Source organism: Bacteroides sp. 1001302B_160321_D4 (assembly GCF_015667765.1).
Classification (GTDB): domain Bacteria; phylum Bacteroidota; class Bacteroidia; order Bacteroidales; family Bacteroidaceae; genus Bacteroides; species Bacteroides xylanisolvens.
Window position 1 is genome coordinate 83,701 of record NZ_JADPLO010000009.1, and the last position, 23,449, is coordinate 107,149.

Below are 23,449 nucleotides of genomic sequence, written 5' to 3' on the forward strand. Positions count from 1 at the left end.
AATGGCTACAATTTGCATATACTACATAAACCCTTCATCACAAGTTTATACCGGCATTGTCTAAATTGATTTAAATCAAAATCTATCTCATCGAACTCACCCTGGAAGATTTTGTTTTACCTTTGCAGCCGAAAAATAAGCGGCAAATAAAAGTAAGGTAAAAAGGTTACAGGTATTAAGGTTAAGTTTGGTATGAAGAAAAGTCTTATCGCTTTGGCGTTCGGCACCTTGGGATTAGGTATTGCCGAATTTGTGATGATGGGAATTTTGCCCGATGTGGCAAAAGATTTGGGTATTAGCATTCCTACGGCAGGACATTTCATTTCTGCCTATGCATTAGGCGTCTGTGTGGGTGCACCTGTATTGACATTGGCTCGCAAATATCCACTAAAACATATTCTGCTAGTATTAGTTACCTTAATTATGATAGGTAATATCTGTGCAGCTATGGCTCCCAATTACTGGGTGTTGCTCGCTGCCCGCTTTATTTCCGGTTTACCTCATGGTGCCTACTTCGGAGTAGGCTCTATTGTTGCCGAGAAACTAGCCGACAAAGGTAAAGGTTCGGAAGCTGTCTCCATCATGATTGCAGGAATGACCATTGCCAATCTGTTTGGTGTACCTTTGGGTACTTCCTTAAGTACCATGCTTTCCTGGCGTGCCACTTTCCTGCTGGTTGGTATCTGGGGAATTGTTATCCTATATTATATCTGGCGATGGGTTCCGCATGTAGAGGGTCTGAAGGATACCGGCTTTAAAGGACAATTCCGCTTTCTTAAAACTCCGGCTCCGTGGCTGATTCTCGGTGCTACGGCACTAGGTAATGGCGGTGTATTCTGCTGGTATAGCTACATCAATCCGATGCTTACCAATGTGTCCGGCTTCTCCGCAGAAAGCATTACGCCTTTAATGATCCTTGCCGGCTTCGGTATGGTAGTGGGAAACCTGATTAGCGGACGTCTCTCCGACCGCTACACCCCCGGAAAAGTAGGAACTGCCGCACAAGCACTTATCTGTATTATGTTATTGCTCATCTTCTTCCTTTCTCCCTATAAATGGGCAGCAGCCCTGTTGATGTGCCTTTGTACAGCAGGACTGTTCGCTGTATCCAGTCCGGAGCAGATATTAATTATCCGCGTATCAAAGGGAGGAGAAATGCTGGGAGCAGCCTGCGTGCAGGTTGCATTCAATCTCGGAAATGCCATCGGTGCTTATGCAGGCGGACTGGCTGTTAGCGGTGGCTACCGTTATCCGGCTCTGGCGGGTGTACCATTCGCCCTGATCGGATTTACTTTATTCCTGATTTTTTATAAGAAATACCAAGCCAGAATTACAGAGGATGATATAATTGAAAACGATTGAAACTTTTCACTAAGCCCAAAAATCGAAAGCGGGCATTCGATTCTTTATCACATAAAAGAATCACCCTAATATAAATTTATTTTCAGCCGGCTTATAACAAAGCAAAACAGTTGACGCAATAGATATCGGAAGAAATGAACCAGCCCTATTTCTTTTTCTTTCGATACCGCAAAGGTATTATATCACAAGGGATTGAAATGACGTACTTTGTCCCAGATTAGCTTACTTTGTCTTACTTTCATCTAGAATGATTTTACTTATGCACCGGACGATTTATCGTATATTTGGGATACGATAAGTATCTCAATGAGCCATGAGTCTCTTGATGACAAGTTCTGATTAGCTATAATGAAAATAAAATTAGCTATAATGAAATCGGGATTAGCTATAATGAAATTGAGATTAGCTATAATGAAAATAAAAGCAGCTATAGTGGGATTCTGTGCTATACATAGCATAGGAAGATAAACTGGCTGTGAGTTTTCTTTTTAATAGTGTACACGTGCGCAGACGCGAAAGAATATTCTTTTTATATGAAAAAAGCGTGTAATTGAGGTGGAGGGGGACCACCTCAATTACGCGCTTTTTCTAATATAATTAATTATATAAAGAGAATAAATATCATAAGTAAATGATAAAGACAAAACAAATGAGCCTTTGCATCTTTTTAAAACAACATTTAGCTGGCTCATTACTAAAAAAACAGATGAAGTCTACATTGAAAGAGACATTGATATCGTTTTTATCTGTTTTTTAAAGACAGAAAGCATACCACGTTTTCTTCGTTAGCTTAAAAATTGATTTTTAATGGACAAACTTATTTTGTTCTACGAAATTGGGGTAATTTCGATTAGTAAGTATTATCTTTGCAAACTACAATGAGCAGCCCGGCAACAAATACTCTTTATTTATCCGGACATTGTTGCCAAATCGTTGTTCATTTGTATAAATCATTGATAATAAAAGAAATAATAGATTAATATGGCATTGCAATGTGGTATTGTAGGACTACCGAACGTGGGTAAGTCGACACTTTTCAACTGTTTGTCGAATGCGAAAGCACAGGCGGCAAATTTCCCTTTCTGTACAATTGAACCCAATGTAGGTGTAATCACTGTTCCTGACGAACGTCTGAACGCACTCGCTGAATTGGTGCACCCCCAACGAATTGTTCCTACAACTGTAGAAATCGTAGATATCGCCGGACTGGTGAAAGGCGCAAGCAAAGGTGAAGGACTGGGAAACAAGTTCCTTGCCAATATCCGTGAAACAGACGCAATTATCCACGTACTCCGTTGCTTCGATGACGACAATGTGACACACGTAGACGGAAGCGTAAATCCCGTCCGCGACAAAGAAATCATTGACTACGAACTTCAATTGAAAGACCTGGAAACCATCGAAAGCCGTATCCAGAAAGTACAGAAACAAGCACAGACGGGCGGAGACAAAGCTGCAAAGTTAGCTTACGATGTACTCGTTCAATATAAAGACGCACTGGAACAAGGAAAATCTGCACGTACAGTGACTTTTGAAACAAAAGACGAACAAAAGATTGCTCACGAACTGTTCTTATTGACCAGCAAGCCGGTAATGTATGTCTGCAATGTTGATGAAGCAAGCGCAGTAAACGGAAATAAATACGTAGATATGGTACGCGAAGCCGTAAAAGACGAGAATGCTCAAATCCTGATTGTCGCAGCCAAAACAGAAGCGGACATCGCCGAACTGGAAACGTACGAAGACCGTCAAATGTTCCTTGCCGAAGTAGGCTTGGAAGAATCGGGCGTAGCACGTCTTATCAAGTCTGCTTACAAACTCCTGAATCTTGAAACATATTTCACTGCCGGTGTACAAGAAGTACGTGCCTGGACATACGAAAAAGGATGGAAAGCTCCTCAATGTGCCGGAGTGATCCACACCGATTTTGAAAAAGGCTTTATCCGTGCCGAAGTTATCAAATACGATGATTATATCAAATACGGCTCGGAAGCAGCTGTGAAAGAAGCCGGAAAACTGGGTGTAGAAGGAAAAGAATATGTGGTGCAGGATGGCGACATCATGCATTTCCGTTTCAACGTGTGATTATCGGTTACCACCGACGACTTATTAATTACTAATTCGCTAACAATATGAAATATCTCATTGCAGGAACGGGAGGTGTAGGCGGCAGTATCGCAGGATTCTTGTCGCTGGCAGGCAAAGATGTAACCTGTATTGCCCGTGGAGCTCATTTGCAGTCGATTCAAACGAACGGTTTGAAACTGAAATCGGATTTGAAGGGCGAACATACGCTCCGGATTCCGGCAACTACCGCTGAAGAATTCAATGGAAAAGCAGATGTGATATTTGTATGCGTAAAAGGTTATTCGGTCGATTCTATCGTAGAACTGATTAAAAGAGCAGCGCACAAAGACACGGTTGTCATCCCTATCCTGAATGTGTACGGCACAGGGCCACGCATACAAAAGTTGGTACCGGAAGTCACTGTCCTCGACGGCTGCATCTATATCGTAGGCTTCGTATCCGGCACCGGAGAAATCACCCAAATGGGAAAGATATTCCGGTTGGTATACGGCGCTCATCGCGGCACGGTTGTGAAGCCCGGATTGCTGGAAGCTATCCAACAAGACTTGCAGGAAGCAGGCATAAAGGTAGACCTGTCACCAGACATCAACCGGGATACGTTTATCAAATGGTCGTTTATCTCTGCAATGGCCGTAACGGGTGCTTACTACGACGTTCCGATGGGAAAAGTACAGAAACCGGGAAAGATACGGGATACATTTATCGGACTTTCTACGGAAAGCGCTGCCTTAGGAAAGAAACTAGGCGTCGAATTTCCCGAAGACCCAGTCAGCTACAACCTGAAAATGATTGACAAGCTCGACCCCGAAAGTACCGCTTCTATGCAAAAAGACCTAGCACGCGGACACGACTCGGAAATACAAGGATTGCTCTTCGACATGATTGCAGCAGCCGAAGAACAGGGAATAGATATACCGACCTACCGGATGGTTGCAGAGAAATTCAAAAAATCTAATCATTAACATTAATCCAATATAGAATGAATACCATGCTATTATCCATCAACTGGAACCCGAATCCCGAACTATTCAACCTGTTCGGCATTTCTATCCGTTATTACGGATTACTGTGGGCAGTAGGAATATTCTTTGCTTATGTGGTTGTTCACTACCAGTACCGGGATAAAAAGATAGAGGAAAAGAAGTTTGACCCGCTTTTCTTTTACTGTTTCTTTGGTATTCTAATCGGTGCCCGCCTAGGACACTGCCTGTTCTATGACCCGGGATACTACCTGTCTCATTTTTGGGAAATGATTCTTCCTATCAAGTTCATGCCGGACGGAAACTGGAAATTTACCGGATATGAAGGACTTGCCAGCCACGGCGGTACATTAGGACTGATAATCGCCCTTTGGCTGTATTGCCGCAAGACGAAGCTCCATTATATGGACGTGCTGGATATGATTGCCGTAGCTACTCCAATCACCGCCTGCTTCATCCGCCTTGCCAACCTGATGAACTCCGAAATCATCGGCAAACCGTCTGATGTGCCCTGGGCATTCGTTTTCGAACGTGTAGATATGCTCCCCCGTCATCCGGGACAGCTCTACGAAGCCATCGCTTATCTTATCCTGTTCTTCATCATGATTTACCTGTATAAGAATTACAGCAAGAAACTGCACCGTGGCTTCTTCTTCGGGCTCTGCCTGACTTACATCTTCACCTTCCGCTTTTTCATCGAATTCCTAAAAGAAAATCAGGAAGATTTTGAAAACAGCATGATGTTCAATATGGGGCAATGGCTAAGCGTTCCGTTTATCATAATAGGCGTCTATTTCATGTTCTTCTATGACAAGAAGAAAAAGAAAATAGCCTAAATCAAAAAAAGGGATTAGCGGTTCAAACATCACTAATCCCTCTTTCTTATCAATAAAACAAATGCCATTTCCCTAATGTCAGGACAACAATCGAAAACATATCCTAAGACATTATATACATTTTCAGCTTATTTCCCCCTGACTATCTTCTTAATATCATTCAGTTTATTCAGCGCTTCAATAGGAGTAAGATTATTCACATCAAGATTCAATATCTCATCGCGAATCTGACAGAGAATCGGATCGTCCAACTGGAAGAAGCTTAACTGCATACCTCCACGATTCTCGCTCACTTCTGCCAACGGTTTACCTGCTATGCCCTGTTGGCGATTATCAGATTCAAGCTGTTTCAATATCTCATTTGCACGTTTCACAATGCTTTTCGGCATACCGGCCATCTTTGCCACATGAATACCGAAAGAGTGTTCACTACCGCCACGTTCCAGTTTACGAAGGAAGATTACTTTATTATCAACTTCTTTCACCGATACATTATAATTCTTGATGCGCTTGAAAGATTTCTCCATCTCATTCAATTCATGATAATGCGTAGCAAATAATGTACGTGCTTTTGCTTTCGGATGTTCATGGATATACTCTACAATTGCCCAGGCAATGGAAATACCATCATAAGTAGAAGTACCACGACCCAATTCGTCAAATAATACCAGACTCCGGGAAGAAACATTATTCAGGATATCAGCCGCTTCATTCATCTCTACCATAAATGTAGATTCACCGACTGATATATTATCGCTCGCTCCTACACGGGTAAATATCTTATCAACTAAACCGATATGCGCACTTTCCGCAGGAACAAACGAGCCGATTTGAGCCAATAGCGTAATCAACGCCGTCTGACGCAAGAGTGCCGACTTACCGGCCATGTTCGGACCTGTAATAATAATAATCTGCTGTGTATCGCTGTCCAGCATTACATCATTGGCAATATACTTCTCACCTATCGGAAGTTGTTTTTCTATTACCGGGTGACGTCCCTGACGAATATCCAGTACGTCATTATCCTCAATAATCGGACGGATATAACGATTCTCACGGGCCACATTGGCAAATGACAACAAGCAGTCCAAACGTGCAATCTGATTCGCATTAATCTGTATCTGTGGAATAAATTCCATCAATGCCTGTACTAAGTCCGTATATAGCTGCGTTTCCAGAACCAGAATCTTATCTTCCGCTCCCAAAATCTTTTCTTCGTATTCTTTCAGTTCCTGCGTGATATAACGCTCTGCGTTGACCAACGTCTGTTTGCGAATCCATTCGGGTGGAACCTTATCCTTATGCACATTACGGACTTCGATATAATAACCGAATACGTTATTATAAGCTACTTTCAAACTCGGAATACCCGTCTCTTCGCTCTCCCGCTGCTGTATCTTTAGCAGATAGTCTTTTCCTGAATAGGAGATTTGCCGCAATTCATCCAAATCTGCGTTCACACCGTCCTGAATCACTCCACCTTTATTTATCAGTAAAGGAGGATCATTTTTAATCTCTTTGGCAATCCGGTCACGAATAGAAATACAAAGATTCAACTGTTCGCCAATGCGATTCAAGCTCGCATTATCAGCTTCCATACATGCCTGTTTTATCGGCTCAATTGCTTGCAAGGCAACCTTCAACTGAACGACTTCACGAGGCAACACACGCCCTACAGCCACTTTGGAAATAATACGCTCCAGGTCACCTATCAGATGCAACTGTTCTTCAATCAATTCCTTAAAATCTGGTTGGCGGAAGAAATATTCCACTACGTTCAAGCGTTCATTAATCGGCTTCTCATCCTTCAACGGAAAAACCATCCAACGTTTCAACAGACGCGCTCCCATCGGGCTGATCGTTCTGTCGATCACATTGATTAGACTACTGCCTCCATCATTCATATTGCCAATCAGCTCAAGGCTACGCACCGTGAACTTATCCAGACGGACGTATTTATCTTCTTCAATACGTGCCAATGAAGTGATGTGACCAATCTGCGTATGCTGCGTCATTGTCAGATACTGCAGGATAGCACCGGAAGCAATGATACCGTTTTTCAAGTGCTCCACTCCGAAACCTTTCAGATTCTTCGTTTCAAAGTGTTTCAGCAGTTTCTCACGGGCAGTCGTTTCTGTAAATACCCAGTCGTCCAGCTCGAATGTAAAGAACTTGTTACCGAAATTACCTTCAAACATCAGGCGTTTGCCACGTTCAAAAAGAATTTCCTTAGGGGCAAAGTTATTCAACAGTTTGTCTATATAATCAAAAGGTCCTTCTGCAGTAAGGAATTCACCGGTAGAAATATCGAGAAAAGCAACTCCACAGGAAGCCTTTCCGAAATGAACGGCAGCCAGGAAGTTATTCTCTTTATAGTTCAGAACATTATCATTGATAGAAACACCAGGAGTAACCAATTCGGTAATACCACGCTTCACCAGCTTCTTCGTCATTTTGGGGTCTTCGAGCTGGTCGCAGATAGCGACACGTTTTCCAGCGCGAACCAGTTTCGGAAGGTAGGTATCAAGGGCATGATGAGGAAAACCTGCCATCTCGATAGTTTTTCCTTTCCCATTGGCACGTTTTGTCAGTGTGATCCCTAAAATTTCGGCTGCAACGATGGCATCCGTAGAATATGTTTCATAAAAGTCACCGCAACGAAACAGCATCACTGCATCCGGATGTTTTGCCTTCAAATCCAGAAACTGTTTCATCATCGGGGTGAGGACGATCTCTTCTTCGTTCACGGGTGTCTCCTTTTCTTTTTTATTGAGTGCATAATGTGATTATCCTTGCAAAGATAACGGTTTTTCGGCAGAGAATCAACGGTATGCTCCGATTCAATTTTCAAAATTAATGTTACATACCTTGAAATAAGGAGGACTAATTTCTTAACAAGTAGGGGAAAACTATTAAAACGTGTTATAAAACATGCTATTTTTCTTGGATAATTTGCTAATTTCCCAAGAGTCCGTATCTTTGCAATGTGTTTTTCATAGTATTAGATTTAAGGTTAACAAAGGTTGGAGCAAGGCGTTGCTCCTTTTTTTATGCCTATACGCTTCGTCCCTATTTGATATAAACCAGCAGAACTCTCTCTTTTCAATCATCAGATTCTTTTGGCGCAATCTGAAATCCTAGAGATTCGGTTCAGAGCAACCCCACCTTTAAAAATAGATTCATTCCTGTCTCAGAAAGGAATGAAACAAATTCTTTTATAAATGCCATATTTTAGTTTTAATGTAAATATTATTACAGTAATAGATGCAATAGAAACAAATGGCGTTACCAAAAAAATGTCAATAAAACTCCTATGTATTTCTGATAGATAACACTGTTTTGTAAAGCACTGTTATCCAGTCGGTTACTATTCGGGGCTTTCCTTTAAAACCAACGCCCCGTTTCTCACCGAGAAACAACCTGTTCGACACCGAGAAACGAAGTGTTTCTCACCGAGAAACGAATTAACTGATAAAGTCCTAAACTTATAATTAAGGAAATTGTTAGTCTCTTTTATTTTTGACACTTCTATCGTAGGAATGCATATGTTGAAATATATTTCAATGATAATCTTATCATGTCCAAAATATAATGATATGGAATAAATTTATAACCATACATGAAACGAACCGTTTTGGGTATAGCAATTATGCCCCAAAATTGTCAAATTAAGCCACTTCTTTTTTGCCTTCTACAACATATCAAACTCCCCAATATGCAGTATAATGCAAAAAGCCAGTCGTAACATACCATGAACCAATTTTCTATACTTTTATAAAAATATAATAAACATCGAATGATATTCACTCAAACAAAAGCACACATTTTAAATACAAATATTATCATTTTTCTTGTTTATATCAGCTAATAATAATACATTTGCATATATTCAAACCAATATAATACAATTATGAATAAAATTACCATTTTTTCATTAACATTACTTTTCGCTCTAATTTTACCTTTATTTGCAAATGCACAGGTAACAGTGAAAGGTATTGTAACTGACGAAAGTGGGGTACCATTAGTAGGCGTATCCGTCCGCTATAAGGAGCTCCCCCAAGTCGGTGTTACCACAGATATTGATGGTAAGTTTTCCATCAAAGAGATGAAAGAAGGCAAGACACTTGTTTTTTCTTACATTGGCATGAAAAATGTAGAGCACTTATTGAAAGGAGCAACACCTTTTATCAAAATTAAAATGGAATCTGCAACAAGTGAACTGGATCAAGTTGTCGTTACAGGTTATACCCAAACTACTTTTAAGAAAATGACTGGTTCTGTCGGAATTATCTCGGCCGACCAGTTAAAAGACCAAGCCCAACCAACGGTAGACGCCCTCATGCAAGGTAAAATAGCAGGAGTGGCCGTATCAGCCATATCCGGACAACCTGGTAGTACACAAAAAATACGAATCAGAGGTACCAATACAATCACCGGAGATGGTGAGCCACTATGGGTTATCGACGGAGTTCCCATGCAAAGTGGAAGTACCGATATGCCTACCAGTGCTGAAATAAAATCCGGTCAATTTGACGACTTGTTCATGAATGGTGTCGCTGGCATCAATCCCAGCGACATAGAAAGTATTACTATTTTGAAAGATGCTTCAGCCGCTGCTATTTATGGTTCGCGAGCAGCCGGTGGGGTAATTGTTGTCACCACCAAAAAAGGCAAATCAGGAAAAGCCCAAATAAACTATTCAGGCAATGTATCAGTCACTTTACCACCCCAACGGAACTACTCTTTGATGAATTCACAAGAGAAGCTTGCCTATGAACAGGGATTATGGGATGAATTCTCTGCTCCTGGATTTGAAGCCGGGGCAAATGACTATCCGGTGGTAGGAGTAGTAGGCATCATTCGTGCTGGTAGGGGAAAGTTTGCCGGATGGAGCAAAGAACAACAAGATACGTATATCGAAGAATTAGGTAAAACGAATACCGATTGGTACGATGAACTGTTTCGCAACAGTGTTTCTACCACCCACAACCTATCCATTAATGGTGGTGGAGACAAATACACCTATTATACTTCACTAGCATATACCCGCAACGCTGGTTTATTGAAAAATAATGATTACGACCGTTATAACCTGACAGCTAATCTATCAATGCACCCCAGCCAGAAAGTCAAGATTGACTTTGGGGCATCCATGTCTTATCAATATTCAAAGTCCCCGGCACTGAATAGTCTCGATCCTTTCCAATATGCTTATTTTGCCAATCCATACGAAAGTCCGTATAACGAAGACGGCAGTTACCGGGCAGATGAAACATATTATGCACTAGGAGAATATAACAATAAAAAGACTAGTTCCAAGATTATACCTGATTGTGGATTTAATGTACTTCGCGAAATGGACGAAACTTCTTCACGCACTAAGAATATAAAAACAATGGTTCGTGCAGGAATTGATTACAGCATTATCAACCATTTGCGTTTTGTGGGTCTGGCTTCATATACTTATTCCACCAACCGTCTAAAGGAAATATATGGTAAAAACACAAAAGCAGCTTTAGACAACCGTCTCTCTATCGATAACAATACTAATAAGGAATATGCTTCTATCTTGCAACGCAATGTAGATAATGAGAGCTATATGGTCCGCGGGCATTTTGCTTATGATGATTCTTTTGGAGACCACTCTGTCTCCCTTATAGCCGGTGCCGAATTCCGCGGAAGTAAATCAGACGGTTTGTACAGCAAACGATACGGTTACGACGAAATCACCGGAAATGCCATAACCCCACTTCCTGATGACCCGACAGGAGTAGGCTACGAGAAGCTGAAAGCCTATCTCGCTGCTATTGATGGCTCGAACGGAGAAACATGGAGCGAACAACGCTTTGTCTCTTTCTATGCATCTGCTGACTATTACTACAAAAACAAATATGTACTGAATGTCTCTTTCCGTACTGACGGTAGTTCTAATTTTGGTAGTGACAAACAATTTAATCCTAACTGGGCAGCCGGCGCAGCGTGGAATGTTAGTGAAGAAGATTTCATGGCTTCGCTGAAACCCGTACTGAACAGATTAACACTCCGTATAGCAACCGGATTTACTGGTAACATCAACCGTAGTGTCAGCCCACAAATGATTATCAGTTACTACGATGACTACCGGAATATTTCCAACAATATTTATCATATAGGAAAAGTAGTTAGTCCACCGAATCCCAATCTACGTTGGGAAAAGACGCAAGACGTGAAAGTGGCTCTTGATTTCGGAATGTTTAACGACCGCTTGACAGGTATAGTGGAAGGATACTACCGGAAAAGTAAAGATATTGTAACAGGTGTGCAAGTACTAAGCAGCACAGGATTCACCCAACAGAAATACAATACTGCCAATATTGACAACAAAGGTATCGAAGCTACCCTGAATGGAACTCCTGTTAAAACAAAAGATTTCAGTCTGTCTCTTTCTGCCAACATAGCTTACAACAAGAATAAAGTGACCAAATATAAAGCTTCCTATAGCAGCATGGGATATAATAACTTATGGGAGGGCTATCCTGTAGACGCCATCTATAGTGGGAGATACACAGGTATTGACCCCGAAACAGGATTATATACATACCAGCTGCGTCCCGATGCTGAAATACACACAGCTACCGACTTGAATAAGCCCGATAATTACCGGTATTATCTAGGCACGAGTGAAGCTCCCGTAACCGGAGGATTTAATGTAACCGCCGAATATAAAGGTATTCGCCTTAGCGTAAACGGAACTTTTGCCACAGGAGCCAAAAATTTTGAATTCATCAAGTCGCCAACTTCAGCTAACACCGTAAGCGGTAATGGGGTATTTAATTACACAGAACGTGAACAAGTCTTCCAAAATGATTTGTTCGCACACCATCTGAATGTTCCGAAAGTAGCAGCCGACCGTTGGACGCCCAATAATACAAATGGCACTTATCCGCGCGTATGGAATCCGTTCGGTGAGGTTTACGGATTTGGCTATTATAACCCTATGCACAAAGAAATCACGCATGGAGCTTTCCTTACCAACTTATCTTATGCCAGAATTAAGAGCATCATTTTAGGATATACGCTACCTAAGAAGTTAATAAGTAATTCGGCTCTCTCCAATGTAGATTTCTCTTTGTCACTGAACAACTTCTTCACATTCACCAGCTATTCAGGCATGGATCCTGAAACCCCCGGTGCTACTTATCCGATAAGCCGTTCTGTGATGTTTAGCGTAAATGTTGGATTTTAAATAACAATAAACGATGAAAAATAAACTATTCATATCTATCTATTGTGGTCTGATGATATTGTTGGCTTCCTGCAACAATTACTTAGACGTAAAGCCCAAAGGAAAGATAATTCCTGAAACAGCTGAAGATTTTTCGACCATTATCCATTATTGGTTGGATCAGATAGAAAAAGGAAGAGATGACGTTATCATTCCCAATCCAGAAGTAATGACAACTTTAGAGATGTTTGCCGATGACTTGAATGCAACGCTTGCCAGCAATTTCGGCTATACGAGCATTTATGTGGGAAGTGCCATTAACAAAAATCAGGCCACTTACAAAACACTCTACTCTGTTATCAAAGACTGTAATATGGTTATCGGCAACATGGATGATACGGAATCCGATTTAGCTAGAACCCTATTGGGAACAGCCTGGAGCATTCGTTCTATTTGCTATTATAACCTTATGCAGCGCTACTGTGAGCCATACCAGCCGGAGACGGCAAAAGAGACTCTCGGACTTCCACTTGTCGACGATTTTGATATGGAAGCAAAGCCTGCACGCGCCAATCTGAAAGAAACTGCTGAATTTATAGAAGAAGGATTCCGGAAAGCCCTCTCATATAATGTGTCTAATGAAGACTTTATCTTTACTTCATCCGTGACAAAAGCCTACTTCGCACGTTTCTTCTTTTGGACACAGAACTGGAGTAGTGCCATTACCTATGCCAAAGAAGTATTGGAAAAATACCCGATGCTGGAAGCTGACGAATATGTAGAAGCCATTAACCAGAAACAAGCAAAAGCACACAATGTCATTATCCGTTCATTCACCATGGATGATGATATAGGAACCATGAGTTACGCAACTGCACAAGCCGATATAAAATCAAGACCTGTCGACAGAAATTTGGTTGATTTATTTGCGGCCACCGACAATGACGTACGTCGCAAATGCAACTATGATTCCAAACGGATTGTCAATAAAATCATCACCACCAAGTTTCGTAGTGAAGAACTTTGCCTGATTATAGCCGAAGCCCACGCACATCTGAATCAGGAAACAGACGCACTAGGTTATCTTAACCAGCTTCGTTCCAAACGAATCACTCAGGATTATATAGCCTACACGATTGACAATCTCCCAGAAGTTTTCCAACAAAATATAAAAACCGACGCCACTGGGATCCCTTTGACAAAATTGATGTCAGCCATCCTCTGTGAACGCCGTAAAGAATTGTTTGTTGAAGGCGACCGCTGGTTTGAATTAAAACGCAACGGACGTCCGGAATTTTGGGTCGCTGCCAAAGGAAAGAAATTTATCACAGAAAAGTATCTGTATACTTTTCCTATTCCCAAAGCAGACATCAGATTATTTCCTGATTTGCTCATTCAAAATCCAGGCTACATAGAATAATTTATCCATAAAAAACAGAAACAGTTATGAAAAAGATACTATATATCCTATGTTTCATTCTCACAGGTTCTTCCGCTTTCTTGGTTTCATGTGATAAACCGGAAGAACTGACCCCAAAAGTAGATAATACATCAGAAGATTATTTACTTCCCACCGGAAATATCCTGAATGCACAAGACCGTGAAGAAGTACAAGCATTATGGGATGAATACAACAATGCCATTAACCAATAAAAAGGGATTAAAATGAAAACAAAAATCAAAATAACAGGCTCCTTCCTGCTAATGATTATACTAATCATAGTGTCGGCAGCTTGCAGTGATGACGACTCGTCGGGTGCAAAGTTATCTTTTAGTCGCTCCATATACATATTACCTTCTAACGGTAGCCTGGAAGTGGAATTGAGAGCTTCTGTAGCACCTGAAACAGACTTAAGCATTCCTGTCATCATTGAAGGTACTGCCATATTGGATGAAGACTATGAAATTTCTGCTAACGGGTTCATGATAAAAGCCGGAGAAACAAGTGCCACTTTAACCATTACTCCCAAAAACAACCTGACTGCCAACCGTGAAATCCGCCTTTCCATCAACCCGGTTTCCGGATATGCGCTCGGTGACAAGAAAATAGCGATTATCCCCGTTGAAGTGAAAGAGCACATTATGTATACTTTCAAGCCTGTGATCTATCGTCTGTTAAGTGAAATAGACATTAGAATCGAAGTGGAAGGAGAAAATAGCGGCAGCAGTTTCAGGGCAACAACAGACATCGTGTTGCCGATAGAAATAGACCCGTCCAGTACAGCCATATTGAACGAAGATTTTGAACTTGAAAACGGAATAACTTCCGTCACCATTCCAAAAGGTTCTTACTACACACGTTTTAAGATAAAAATAAAAGAAGGAGCAGAAGATTATACAGGAAAAAACGCTATCCTTAAACTAGGTACACCAGTTGACAACTCCGAACTCTACTATCCGGGCTCATTTGTATCCTATAATATAAAACTGGATCAGTTAAAGTTTACTGACATGCTGGGCAAATGGAAACCTGTAGAGATTAAAGATAAAGACAACTATGTATATATTGGTATGCCTGACGAAGACTGGGTAAATAGTCTGCCGGAAAACAATGGAGCGAATGACTACCTGGAATTTGTACATCAAGAAGATGGTACAGATAAAATAATCCCATACCTGACGGGAGATTTAAAGAACTTCTTTTGCAATCCTCAAGGACACACTGTTGTTTTCGACCATATAGAGAAAGGCATCTATAACTGGATAGCTGACGAAGAATATGACGCTCCTTATTTCATCACCTCGCAAGTGAATCGTTGTTTCTCAAAGAGAAAAACAGAGCTTGGAAATGCATTTATAGGATTGGATAAGATAGATGATAATAATATCATCATTTACTTTCACGATTTTATACCAACTGATTTCTTCAGCTCAACGTTTGAAGAGTACGGTCATTATTTCGATGCGAGTTTCTTTGGTATAACCTACGCATTCACAAGGGTAGTAGAATAAACAAAACAGAAGAAAAACTTCATTAAAAATATAAGCCAATTAATTCATCTTATCACGAATTAATTGGCTTTTTTATATCTAATCATTTTATAGATTATATCTATTTCCGCAGTGCCTTCTCAATCGTAAACAATCGGTAATCATACTCCTCTTGCATTTCCCGGTTAGGTGCTACTGATTTCGCTCTCGTAAACTCACTTTTCAAATCCAACAGACAGCCATACCAGAATGGAGCCCGTTCAGGAGCAGAAGAATAAGGAATGCTCTCAATTGCCGTCATCCCCCGGTAAGGACAGACAGTCTGAATAGTCAGTTTAGAAGAAGCATTAGCTGTCTCATCTTTCCCTTTCGGCACATTTACATTCGACCAAGAAATGACAAAACTCAGCAATTGTCCCTGTAAGAAACGTTTCCAGTCGTCAGGCTCCTTTCCTGCCCTTGTTTCCTTGAAAAGATGATTCTTCAAATCTTCAACAGCCTGCTGTTGCGTATAAGGGTCACTCGATTTGCTTTCGCTAAGCCAAAGGTTATTGAGCTGTATTAATAGCAAATTGGCGAAAAACTTCTGTGAATAGTCAGCAGCGCTACCTGTCAGCGCACAATGATTCAACAGTTCCCGATTGTCCAACCAGTTCATTTGACTGATAGCTTCCATCATCCACTGGTACGAACGACGTTGCAACTCTTTGGATACCGGTTGATAAGAAGGGTAACTATCCCCTTGATAACTGTCATTCAAATAGATTCCACCAACTTGCTGCAATACATGCTTCACGTATTCATCCGCCTGATTGATAATTTCTCCATATAGTGAGGCTCGTTTTTCATAGTTGAAATCTTCCTTGTCTAACCATTGGTTTGCATTCGCCACTACTTTACCCAAATTCTCAAAAGCAATGGTTGCCGCACGAATAGCATCATTTCCCAAATCCATCTCCATTCCGCGAGGATCATAATAAGCTTTCCTGCTCTGCGGACGTTTAAAAAGCAATAATGGGTTCTGATTCCGTTCAGAAACCAGTTTCCGCAGATCCGGCAATTCTTCTTGCGGTGTTTTCTTATTCATAGGCTGATAAAGATAACGAATCGCCCAATGGTCATATTCTCCCAGTACTTGTTGCGTCAAAGGTATATCAGTACTATAATTATCAACCGAAAGTAAATAGTTCATCGGCAACTTATCCATGACTGACGCAGACAACCCATGTTGTTTTACAAACTCTTTCGATTGGAGCGAATCAACCGGATAAGCAATAGATCCTGCCATATTATCCGTCAACCCCAAACAATGCCCCCAATGCCTCAACAACAACGAAGTCAATGCTTCTTCCACCAAATCTTCATCCGGCATCAATGTACGGGCTTTCTCGTTAAAGGAAGCTGTCTGCAAGAAATAATTCAGCTGAATTTTCGAAGCTAAATTATGAGGGATATAAATATTGGCACTTATTATTTCTCCTGTCAACGGATCACTCCAATAATTATCCGTAATCTGACCGGAAGGTGAAACGACATACCGGATACAAGACTTAGTAATACTGTTGGCATCAAATCCTATATCTTTAGGGTAAGGTTTCACATCTAACGCATTAGAAAAACCTATTTTCTGAAAGCTTTTGTTCCATATCTCAGCGCTACGATACACACACTTCTGCCATTTTTCAGGCAACAGCGTATCCACATAGAAAACAACAGGTTTATCAACAGCCAGGTTCCAGCGATTCACCCAATACTGTATGTTGCTGCCTTGCTCCTTATCCGAAAAATTCACCTTGCCGCTCCATAAAGTTCCGATACGAGGATCAGCCAAACGAGGACAATAATCCCCATCTTCCGGTAATAACATAAAAGTACGCTTCACAACTGCGCTGAAGGGAATATTTTCTGCTATCGGAAAAATACCGAATAATGACATCGCTAATTCATAGCTCATATAGCATGAAATAGATACATTATCTGGATAAGAAGCTATTCCGGATATCATTGATTGTTTCTGTTTGAAAGAGGCTTTACGCTTCACCCAGCCCCCCATCGTATTGTATGCTTTCGGATCAATCGGATTCATGTATTTATCATCCTGAAAAACATAAGATGTAACGTCAATCACCAAAGCGCTGTCCGGAGAATAAGCCTTTATAGAAAACTGATTTAAAATGACATCACTGAAACTTTTTTTCAGCGCATCTCCAATACGGGAATCTTGTTCTGTCACCGGACGGTCCGCTACCTGATATAACCTAACCAAAGAATCGGACCGGCAGAATTTCACTTGTAAAGGTGCAACAGGGCAAAAGCCAACAGATGATTCCTGAGGGTTACTTAGTTTATCGACTACACCTCCCATCAGCAAACGTTTACCCAACACATCTCTGGGTATTTCCATATATACTTTATCGTCTACCCAATAAAGATTCATCAGTCCTTTAGTTTCGACGCTATTCGGTTTATCCTTCAACAGTTTTTCGTATGCGCTTTTGGGTTTAACCTGCTCTATTTTCCCTTTTTTCTTTTTTTTGGCAACAGCCTCCAAAGGAGAAAAGACAAACACACCAAATACTGATAAAAAGAGCAAAAAGATATATTTATTCTTCATAATCATCTGTTTAATGCATTATTCATTTGATGAAGCAATAACTGATAATGAAGCCGCGTATCTTTATCAACATGTTGCTTCCGGCTGTTTAATAAATTACGTATGCGCAGGAAATAACCATAACACATACTATCCTGGTTTTTGGGAATAAAATACTCTGCCATTGGTTCGTCAAATCCAGCCACTGGATTAAACATACGCCCCAGATCGGACGCACAACAACATCCTTTATGCCCTACACCTGTTTTATGATGAAAAGCAGCTAACTGCCCCCATGCATCTTCTTCACTTTTCAATGATTTAGTATCTTTACTCAATCGGATTCCGGCAGTCGAAGCCAGGTGTTTGATAAACAAATTCTGCAGTTTCATTTGAGCAGCACTTAATTTACGTCCTTGTATAGTAGGATTCCATATATATGTATAAATATCATTCATACATTCATCAACATCATATCCTTCTTCTTTACCGGCTTTTAATGCCGAGAATTCTACCCGGGCAGGAGCTTTCATCAATAATTTCATCATTACATCCCGCAAAGCCTCCGATGGCTTCCCTACCATAGGCAGTACCTTCAGCACATTTTCATCATCCAGCCAATCCAAGGTCGCCAATTGCTCCAAAAAGTAATTCATTGCCTCTTTCTGCTTCTCTTTAGGTTCAACCTGCAAGGCTTCCACCTTATCACCAACCAATTTTTCATGCAAATAGATTCCTCCTATATTATGATATACATGCAACATATAAGTCAGATATTGCATGATTATACCATCGTAAATATCCGACCGATGTGTATAATCCACATCTTCTTCTCCTAGCCATTGATTCAGATTAGCCAGAATGTATTTCAGATTTTTCACTCCATATCGGGTTGCTTTCACTGCATCATCACCCAAATCTTCCGTTTGAGAACGAGGGTCGAGTATATCCGACTGCTGCTTGCCATACCGATATACAGGATTATCTGATAAATCCGTAATCCACTTCGAAGTGATGGCATATTCCTCTTCCGGAGTTTTAGCTTCCGGCACAGGTGTATAATTCCAGCGAATCAGATAATCGTCATACAAACCAAAATATGGCGGCATCATACGTACTCCCCGTTCCATATCACCAGGTTGTGCCACATAATTAAAACGCGCGTAATCCATAATGGAAGTGGTAGTACCATGCTTCTGCGTAAATGAAGGAGAACGGAGCGAATCTACGGGAATTACGGAAGAAGCACTCATATTATGCATAAATCCCAAACAATGACCCACTTCGTGAGAAACGACATAACGTAAAGCATCGTCCATCACCTCTCTTGGAATTACTTTATGACGTACACGCTTATCGGCTTGAGCAGTTTGAATAAACAGCCAATTATTCAACAATTTTATGACGTTATGGTACAGATATACCGAAGCATTCAATATTTCTCCACTACGAGGGTCAACCCACGATGGTCCCATTGCATTCTCAATCCCTATCGGAGCATAACGGATACATGAATATTTCAAATTATCCGCATCAAATTCCGGATCGTCTTTCGGAAATTCTTTAGCCTGGATAGCTTGTGTAAAACCGATTTTTTCAAATGGCTCATTCCATTGATTGACAGCTTCAAATATAGATGCTTTCCAACTTTCAGGAAAACAACTGTCTACGTAGAATACAATCGGTTTAATAGGAGTCACTTTCTTCCCTTCAATATAACCTCTCAAATCTGAAGGTTCCAAACGCCAACGATTTGCATAATAGATAGAACGAGTTGTCTGTTTAGCAGCTGAATATTCATTTTTCATTGTAGGAAAAATGCCAATTCTGCTATCCATCAATCGGGGACGATAAGGAATCGTATCCAATAATATAATCGAACGGGTTACCTTTGCGGTCAGAGGTTCGTCTTTTATGTCTTTCCCTTTGCCCCCAGTCAACGAATAAGTATAATTCAAGCAACTACGGACTGATATGTTATCTTCAAAAGCCTTAAAACCATCAATAAATGATTTGTTACTTTGAAATGAGGTCAAACGTTTACGTCCCCCTGATGTATTCACGCTGTATTTATCGAACGGGGACATTAATTTATTGTCACTTACAAAGAAATCGGTAACATCAAAAACAACTGCCGTACTGTCGTTATTATAAGCCGAAATATCAAATACTTGCAGAATGGCATTCATATTACTCATCTCAATAGCTGCCTTCAATCGGTGACCATTGTCATCACCCACATTATTGGTCTGCACTGCCGACAAGCAGACTTTATTATTCAATTTCTCAAAACGAAAATGAAGAGGTTCGGTAGGTTTCGAACCAATAATAGCATTCTTATTATCACTAATTTCTGTTACTGTAGAACCTAGTAACATATCACGTTGCAACATTAATAAGGGAAGTTCAAAATAAACTTTCTCCTTTACTTTATGTACAGTGATAAAACCTTCTGCTTTTGAATGATTAGATGAGAACAGTTTATCATAAGCAGTTTTTTCTTTCTCAACAGACTCCTTCTTTTTTGACTTTTTGCGTTTAAAAGAAATAGCATTTGCTGATACACTCCCTCCTAGTATAGAAAACACCAAAAGAGCCACCCAAATTCTTTTCATTTTGATAATAGTGTTAATTCATATTCTGTAATAGGATACAAATTTAAGAATTATAAAGAATTAACTCCAATAAAATCGACTTTTCCTCCAGAAAAACTACACAATATTTTTTGTAATACATCAACCTATAAATTACACTTCACTTATAAACTGCTCAAAACTATATTTAAAATCCTCATTCAATATTAGCTTATACTCCTTGGTGAATTGATCAAATGCAGTATATGCCATTCCCATACGTTTCAAATCCACTAAAGCACGGCACTTAACGCGAACAGACTCTTCATCTAATGAATCAAATCGCAGAATACAATTTGAGATTTGTATTCTCAAGTTATCATTTCCTACAAATTGCTTGCTATCTCTTAACCGACTCAGAAGATCAATCATTGAATCGGAATAATCTGCTTTAAAACTATCTACCCAATCAAATTGCATATTAGGAAGCAATTGACCAAATGAAGCCAGACTCAATAATTTTTCTAGATCTTCCTTATGGACCACATCTAAAGGCGCCATCTTTTGCATCAATTGATTTGCTATAGTATAATCATTATATACATGCCCCTTATTAAGAAAGTACCAATAACCATTTGCTGATGATATCTCCGTATCTCCTACCTCTTCCAACAAAAGACGTATCTTACGTATATTTACACTACGGTTATTAGAGAAACTCTCCTCGGACTTATCATACCACAACAATTCTTTTAACTTGATATTAGAAATCCCCTTATTATTCTGATTGGAATAAAGAATAATAACAGATAATAATTGACGCATAATAGGCGTAAATTTTCCGGTAATGTCTTTTAAATCCCGATTAATAACCTGAAATCCGTTTAGCATATAAATTCCTGGTGTGGTGTTCAATACAGGAGCTTCAAACGAGGAATATAGGTGGTCATTTTCTTGAATTTCTTTTTCACTATTTATATCTGAAACAACCCCTTCTTCTTTTTCACAAATATCTTGTTGTGAAATAGATATAGCTTCTTTCTTATCATGCTTTCTGCTATTCTTTAATCTCCACCCAATTCCCCCTAAACCTGCTACACAAATACATATAAACAGTAATTTCCACCAAGTCCCCCTGTTTTCCTGTACTGTTATATTTTGAATAGGCAACACTGGAGATGCAATAGAATAAATATTAGCTTCATAATTATTCCCCTCTACTTGGTGAACTGTTACAGCGTAATAACATTTTTCTGAAGCAAGATAAATTAAATCTGCATGAGAATTAACATCTAAGAAAGTATAAGGTATTGTATCACCTAAAACAGTTTCTTGTCCATTCTCCAAATTTAAATCTTTCAAAACTAGAGAAGATAGAAAACGACCTGAAGAAAAAAACAATCCTTTTGCATGTTCACCTTTTTCTATTTCATCAACTATCAACGTAGAAGCAGCTACCTCATCACAAAGATTCTCCGGCATAGCCCACTTTTTTTCCAAAGAATAATCATTCAAGTTCAATTTATACAAATCCTTATAATGAACGACCCCATACTCCTGTTTGCCCAAGTCATTTCCCAATCCTCCATAAATATAAACCAGCGAATCGGTCTTCCCTATGGCACTCAAATAGCGAGGAGTAATCACATCCGGCAACTCTCCCTTTATCACTTCACCCGATAGAGATATTCTATTCAACTCACGGGTATACAAATGAAATCCATATCCCAGAATTTGTACAATTGATGAATCTTTTGGATTGAAAAACCGATTATGTTGTGTATAAGAAGACTGCCTTTTCCGTTGGATAGGAATAGACCAACTTTTTGTTTGAAAATTGAAGAAAGACAAATTCTCCCCATCAGGCTTCTCAAAGTCATAATAAACCAACTGACTACCTTTATCTTTCAAAGGAACAAAAAGAAACTGGTTAGTGATCCGATTTACATCAACCAATGGCGAGAAAACATATTCTTTTGTTGTACTCCGTATTAAATCATATTTGACAATACGATCTTTTGCAATAAAATAACATGCCGACTGATCTTCACACGGGACAGGAAAAGTCTTGGATGAAAAAGATAACGTTTTCTTATGTTTCCAATACATATGACTATTAATAATCCATTCCGGATTTGATATAAAAGCTGTCATCTGCCGAAACTTGTCCTGAAGCAAAGTGTCAGATACTGCTTGCTCCAACGACCATTCATATTTTATGCTCCCAGGTTCCAGACCGATCTGTACATCTTTCAAAATAATAGGTGCCACGTCCGAAGTTGTGTAAGAAGCTAATTTATTAGCACCAAAGCAGACTTTAACAGAATGATTATCCGGGGCAGCAACTTTCTCTTTAGAAATAAGAGAACCATTATTTCTGACATATAACGTATCATTTTTATACTCCAATTCTATCTTTATCCTATTCCACTCATGAATATCGATAGTCGCAGAAGAATGTATCTTTCCTAAATATTGCTGGTCTTTAATCAAACACAAATAAGGCTCTTCGTTCACAGGATTAACCAATATCAGATTGAGGCTATTTTTATTGTCAACAATCATACGGCATACATAACCAAAATGCTCGCCTTTTTCCCTAATCTTCAAATCAAAAGAAACAGATAAATAATCTTTGAATCTCACTCCCTGATTGCCGGACGGTATGATGAATGAAGTACGTTCATCTTTTGAATATTCATAAGCACGAAAAGAAAGGCCTCCGATATTTTCACCACCCCAAGTGACTATAGTCTTCGAGATAAATAAAATATAAAATAACAGTCGGATATATTTCATAGCAAAAGCTTATTTGAAGCAAAGATATAAAAAATATGTTTTTTCAATCTTAGGATATTAAAATAATATAGTTACTCTGC

At 39.8% G+C, this 23,449-nt stretch carries 12 protein-coding genes; 8 read left to right on the top strand and 4 right to left on the bottom strand.

Annotated features, from left to right (window positions below; translation table 11 throughout):
* Window positions 1–192 precede the first annotated feature (192 nt).
* From araJ to lgt, 4 genes are all read left to right on the top strand, one after another.
* Complete coding sequence (gene araJ / locus KFO40_RS05690) at window positions 193–1,362, top strand: MFS transporter AraJ (protein ID WP_004322669.1); 1,170 nt, start codon at window positions 193–195, stop codon at window positions 1,360–1,362.
* 981 nt (window positions 1,363–2,343) lie between these two features.
* Window positions 2,344–3,447 (top strand): redox-regulated ATPase YchF, encoded by a 1,104-nt coding sequence (gene ychF / locus KFO40_RS05695; protein ID WP_004298673.1) that lies wholly within the window; start codon window positions 2,344–2,346, stop codon window positions 3,445–3,447.
* Between the two features lie 47 nt (window positions 3,448–3,494).
* On the top strand, window positions 3,495–4,412 hold the full coding sequence (locus KFO40_RS05700) for a ketopantoate reductase family protein (RefSeq protein WP_211146172.1): 918 nt from the start codon (window positions 3,495–3,497) through the stop codon (window positions 4,410–4,412).
* A 17-nt stretch (window positions 4,413–4,429) separates the two neighbouring features.
* Window positions 4,430–5,266, top strand: coding sequence for a prolipoprotein diacylglyceryl transferase (lgt, locus tag KFO40_RS05705; protein ID WP_008641392.1), 837 nt, complete (start codon window positions 4,430–4,432; stop codon window positions 5,264–5,266).
* 128 nt (window positions 5,267–5,394) lie between these two features.
* Here the strand turns inward: lgt and mutS are convergent, their stop codons facing one another.
* Window positions 5,395–7,983 (bottom strand): DNA mismatch repair protein MutS, encoded by a 2,589-nt coding sequence (gene mutS / locus KFO40_RS05710; RefSeq protein WP_211146179.1) that lies wholly within the window; start codon window positions 7,981–7,983, stop codon window positions 5,395–5,397.
* 1,193 nt (window positions 7,984–9,176) lie between these two features.
* Between mutS and KFO40_RS05715 the strand changes: the two genes are divergently transcribed.
* The 4 genes from KFO40_RS05715 to KFO40_RS05730 are packed head-to-tail and all read left to right on the top strand — an operon-like array spanning window position 9,177 to window position 15,425.
* Complete coding sequence (locus KFO40_RS05715) at window positions 9,177–12,494, top strand: SusC/RagA family TonB-linked outer membrane protein (RefSeq protein WP_120144734.1); 3,318 nt, start codon at window positions 9,177–9,179, stop codon at window positions 12,492–12,494.
* Window positions 12,495–12,507: 13 nt separating this feature from the next.
* Window positions 12,508–13,893 carry a RagB/SusD family nutrient uptake outer membrane protein gene (locus KFO40_RS05720; RefSeq protein ID WP_008646868.1) on the top strand — a complete coding sequence of 462 codons (1,386 nt, stop codon included), beginning with the start codon at window positions 12,508–12,510 and terminating at the stop codon, window positions 13,891–13,893.
* A gap of 26 nt (window positions 13,894–13,919) precedes the next feature.
* On the top strand, window positions 13,920–14,126 hold the full coding sequence (locus KFO40_RS05725) for a hypothetical protein (protein WP_008646870.1): 207 nt from the start codon (window positions 13,920–13,922) through the stop codon (window positions 14,124–14,126).
* A 12-nt stretch (window positions 14,127–14,138) separates the two neighbouring features.
* Entirely contained in the window at window positions 14,139–15,425 is a 1,287-nt protein-coding gene (locus KFO40_RS05730; RefSeq protein WP_120144733.1) for a hypothetical protein, read from the top strand.
* A 100-nt stretch (window positions 15,426–15,525) separates the two neighbouring features.
* Here KFO40_RS05730 and KFO40_RS05735 read toward each other — a convergent pair whose 3' ends face one another.
* The 3 genes from KFO40_RS05735 to KFO40_RS05745 all read right to left on the bottom strand — a co-directional run bounded on the left by KFO40_RS05735 (window position 15,526) and on the right by KFO40_RS05745 (window position 23,369).
* The gene (locus KFO40_RS05735; RefSeq protein ID WP_120144732.1) at window positions 15,526–18,024 is read right to left on the bottom strand and encodes a zinc-dependent metalloprotease; all 2,499 of its coding nucleotides are present in this window, start codon (window positions 18,022–18,024) and stop codon (window positions 15,526–15,528) included.
* Entirely contained in the window at window positions 18,021–20,612 is a 2,592-nt protein-coding gene (locus KFO40_RS05740; RefSeq protein WP_120144731.1) for a zinc-dependent metalloprotease, read from the bottom strand. Before KFO40_RS05740 ends, KFO40_RS05735 begins: the two co-directional genes overlap by 4 nt.
* Before the next feature lie 132 nt (window positions 20,613–20,744).
* On the bottom strand, window positions 20,745–23,369 hold the full coding sequence (locus tag KFO40_RS05745) for a hypothetical protein (RefSeq protein WP_211146173.1): 2,625 nt from the start codon (window positions 23,367–23,369) through the stop codon (window positions 20,745–20,747).
* Window positions 23,370–23,449 lie beyond the last annotated feature (80 nt).

Bases quoted from the DNA above. Each gene is read 5' to 3' on its own strand.
- KFO40_RS05740 (WP_120144731.1), bottom strand. From the start codon at position 20,612: ATGAAAAGAATTTGGGTGGCTCTTTTGGTGTTTTCTATACTAGGAGGG.
- KFO40_RS05720 (WP_008646868.1), top strand. From the start codon at position 12,508: ATGAAAAATAAACTATTCATATCTATCTATTGTGGTCTGATGATATTG.
- KFO40_RS05700 (WP_211146172.1), top strand. From the start codon at position 3,495: ATGAAATATCTCATTGCAGGAACGGGAGGTGTAGGCGGCAGTATCGCA.
- KFO40_RS05725 (WP_008646870.1), top strand. From the start codon at position 13,920: ATGAAAAAGATACTATATATCCTATGTTTCATTCTCACAGGTTCTTCC.
- mutS (WP_211146179.1), bottom strand. From the start codon at position 7,983: ATGATGAAACAGTTTCTGGATTTGAAGGCAAAACATCCGGATGCAGTG.
- araJ (WP_004322669.1), top strand. From the start codon at position 193: ATGAAGAAAAGTCTTATCGCTTTGGCGTTCGGCACCTTGGGATTAGGT.
- KFO40_RS05715 (WP_120144734.1), top strand. From the start codon at position 9,177: ATGAATAAAATTACCATTTTTTCATTAACATTACTTTTCGCTCTAATT.
- KFO40_RS05735 (WP_120144732.1), bottom strand. From the start codon at position 18,024: ATGATTATGAAGAATAAATATATCTTTTTGCTCTTTTTATCAGTATTT.
- lgt (WP_008641392.1), top strand. From the start codon at position 4,430: ATGAATACCATGCTATTATCCATCAACTGGAACCCGAATCCCGAACTA.
- KFO40_RS05730 (WP_120144733.1), top strand. From the start codon at position 14,139: ATGAAAACAAAAATCAAAATAACAGGCTCCTTCCTGCTAATGATTATA.
- KFO40_RS05745 (WP_211146173.1), bottom strand. From the start codon at position 23,369: ATGAAATATATCCGACTGTTATTTTATATTTTATTTATCTCGAAGACT.
- ychF (WP_004298673.1), top strand. From the start codon at position 2,344: ATGGCATTGCAATGTGGTATTGTAGGACTACCGAACGTGGGTAAGTCG.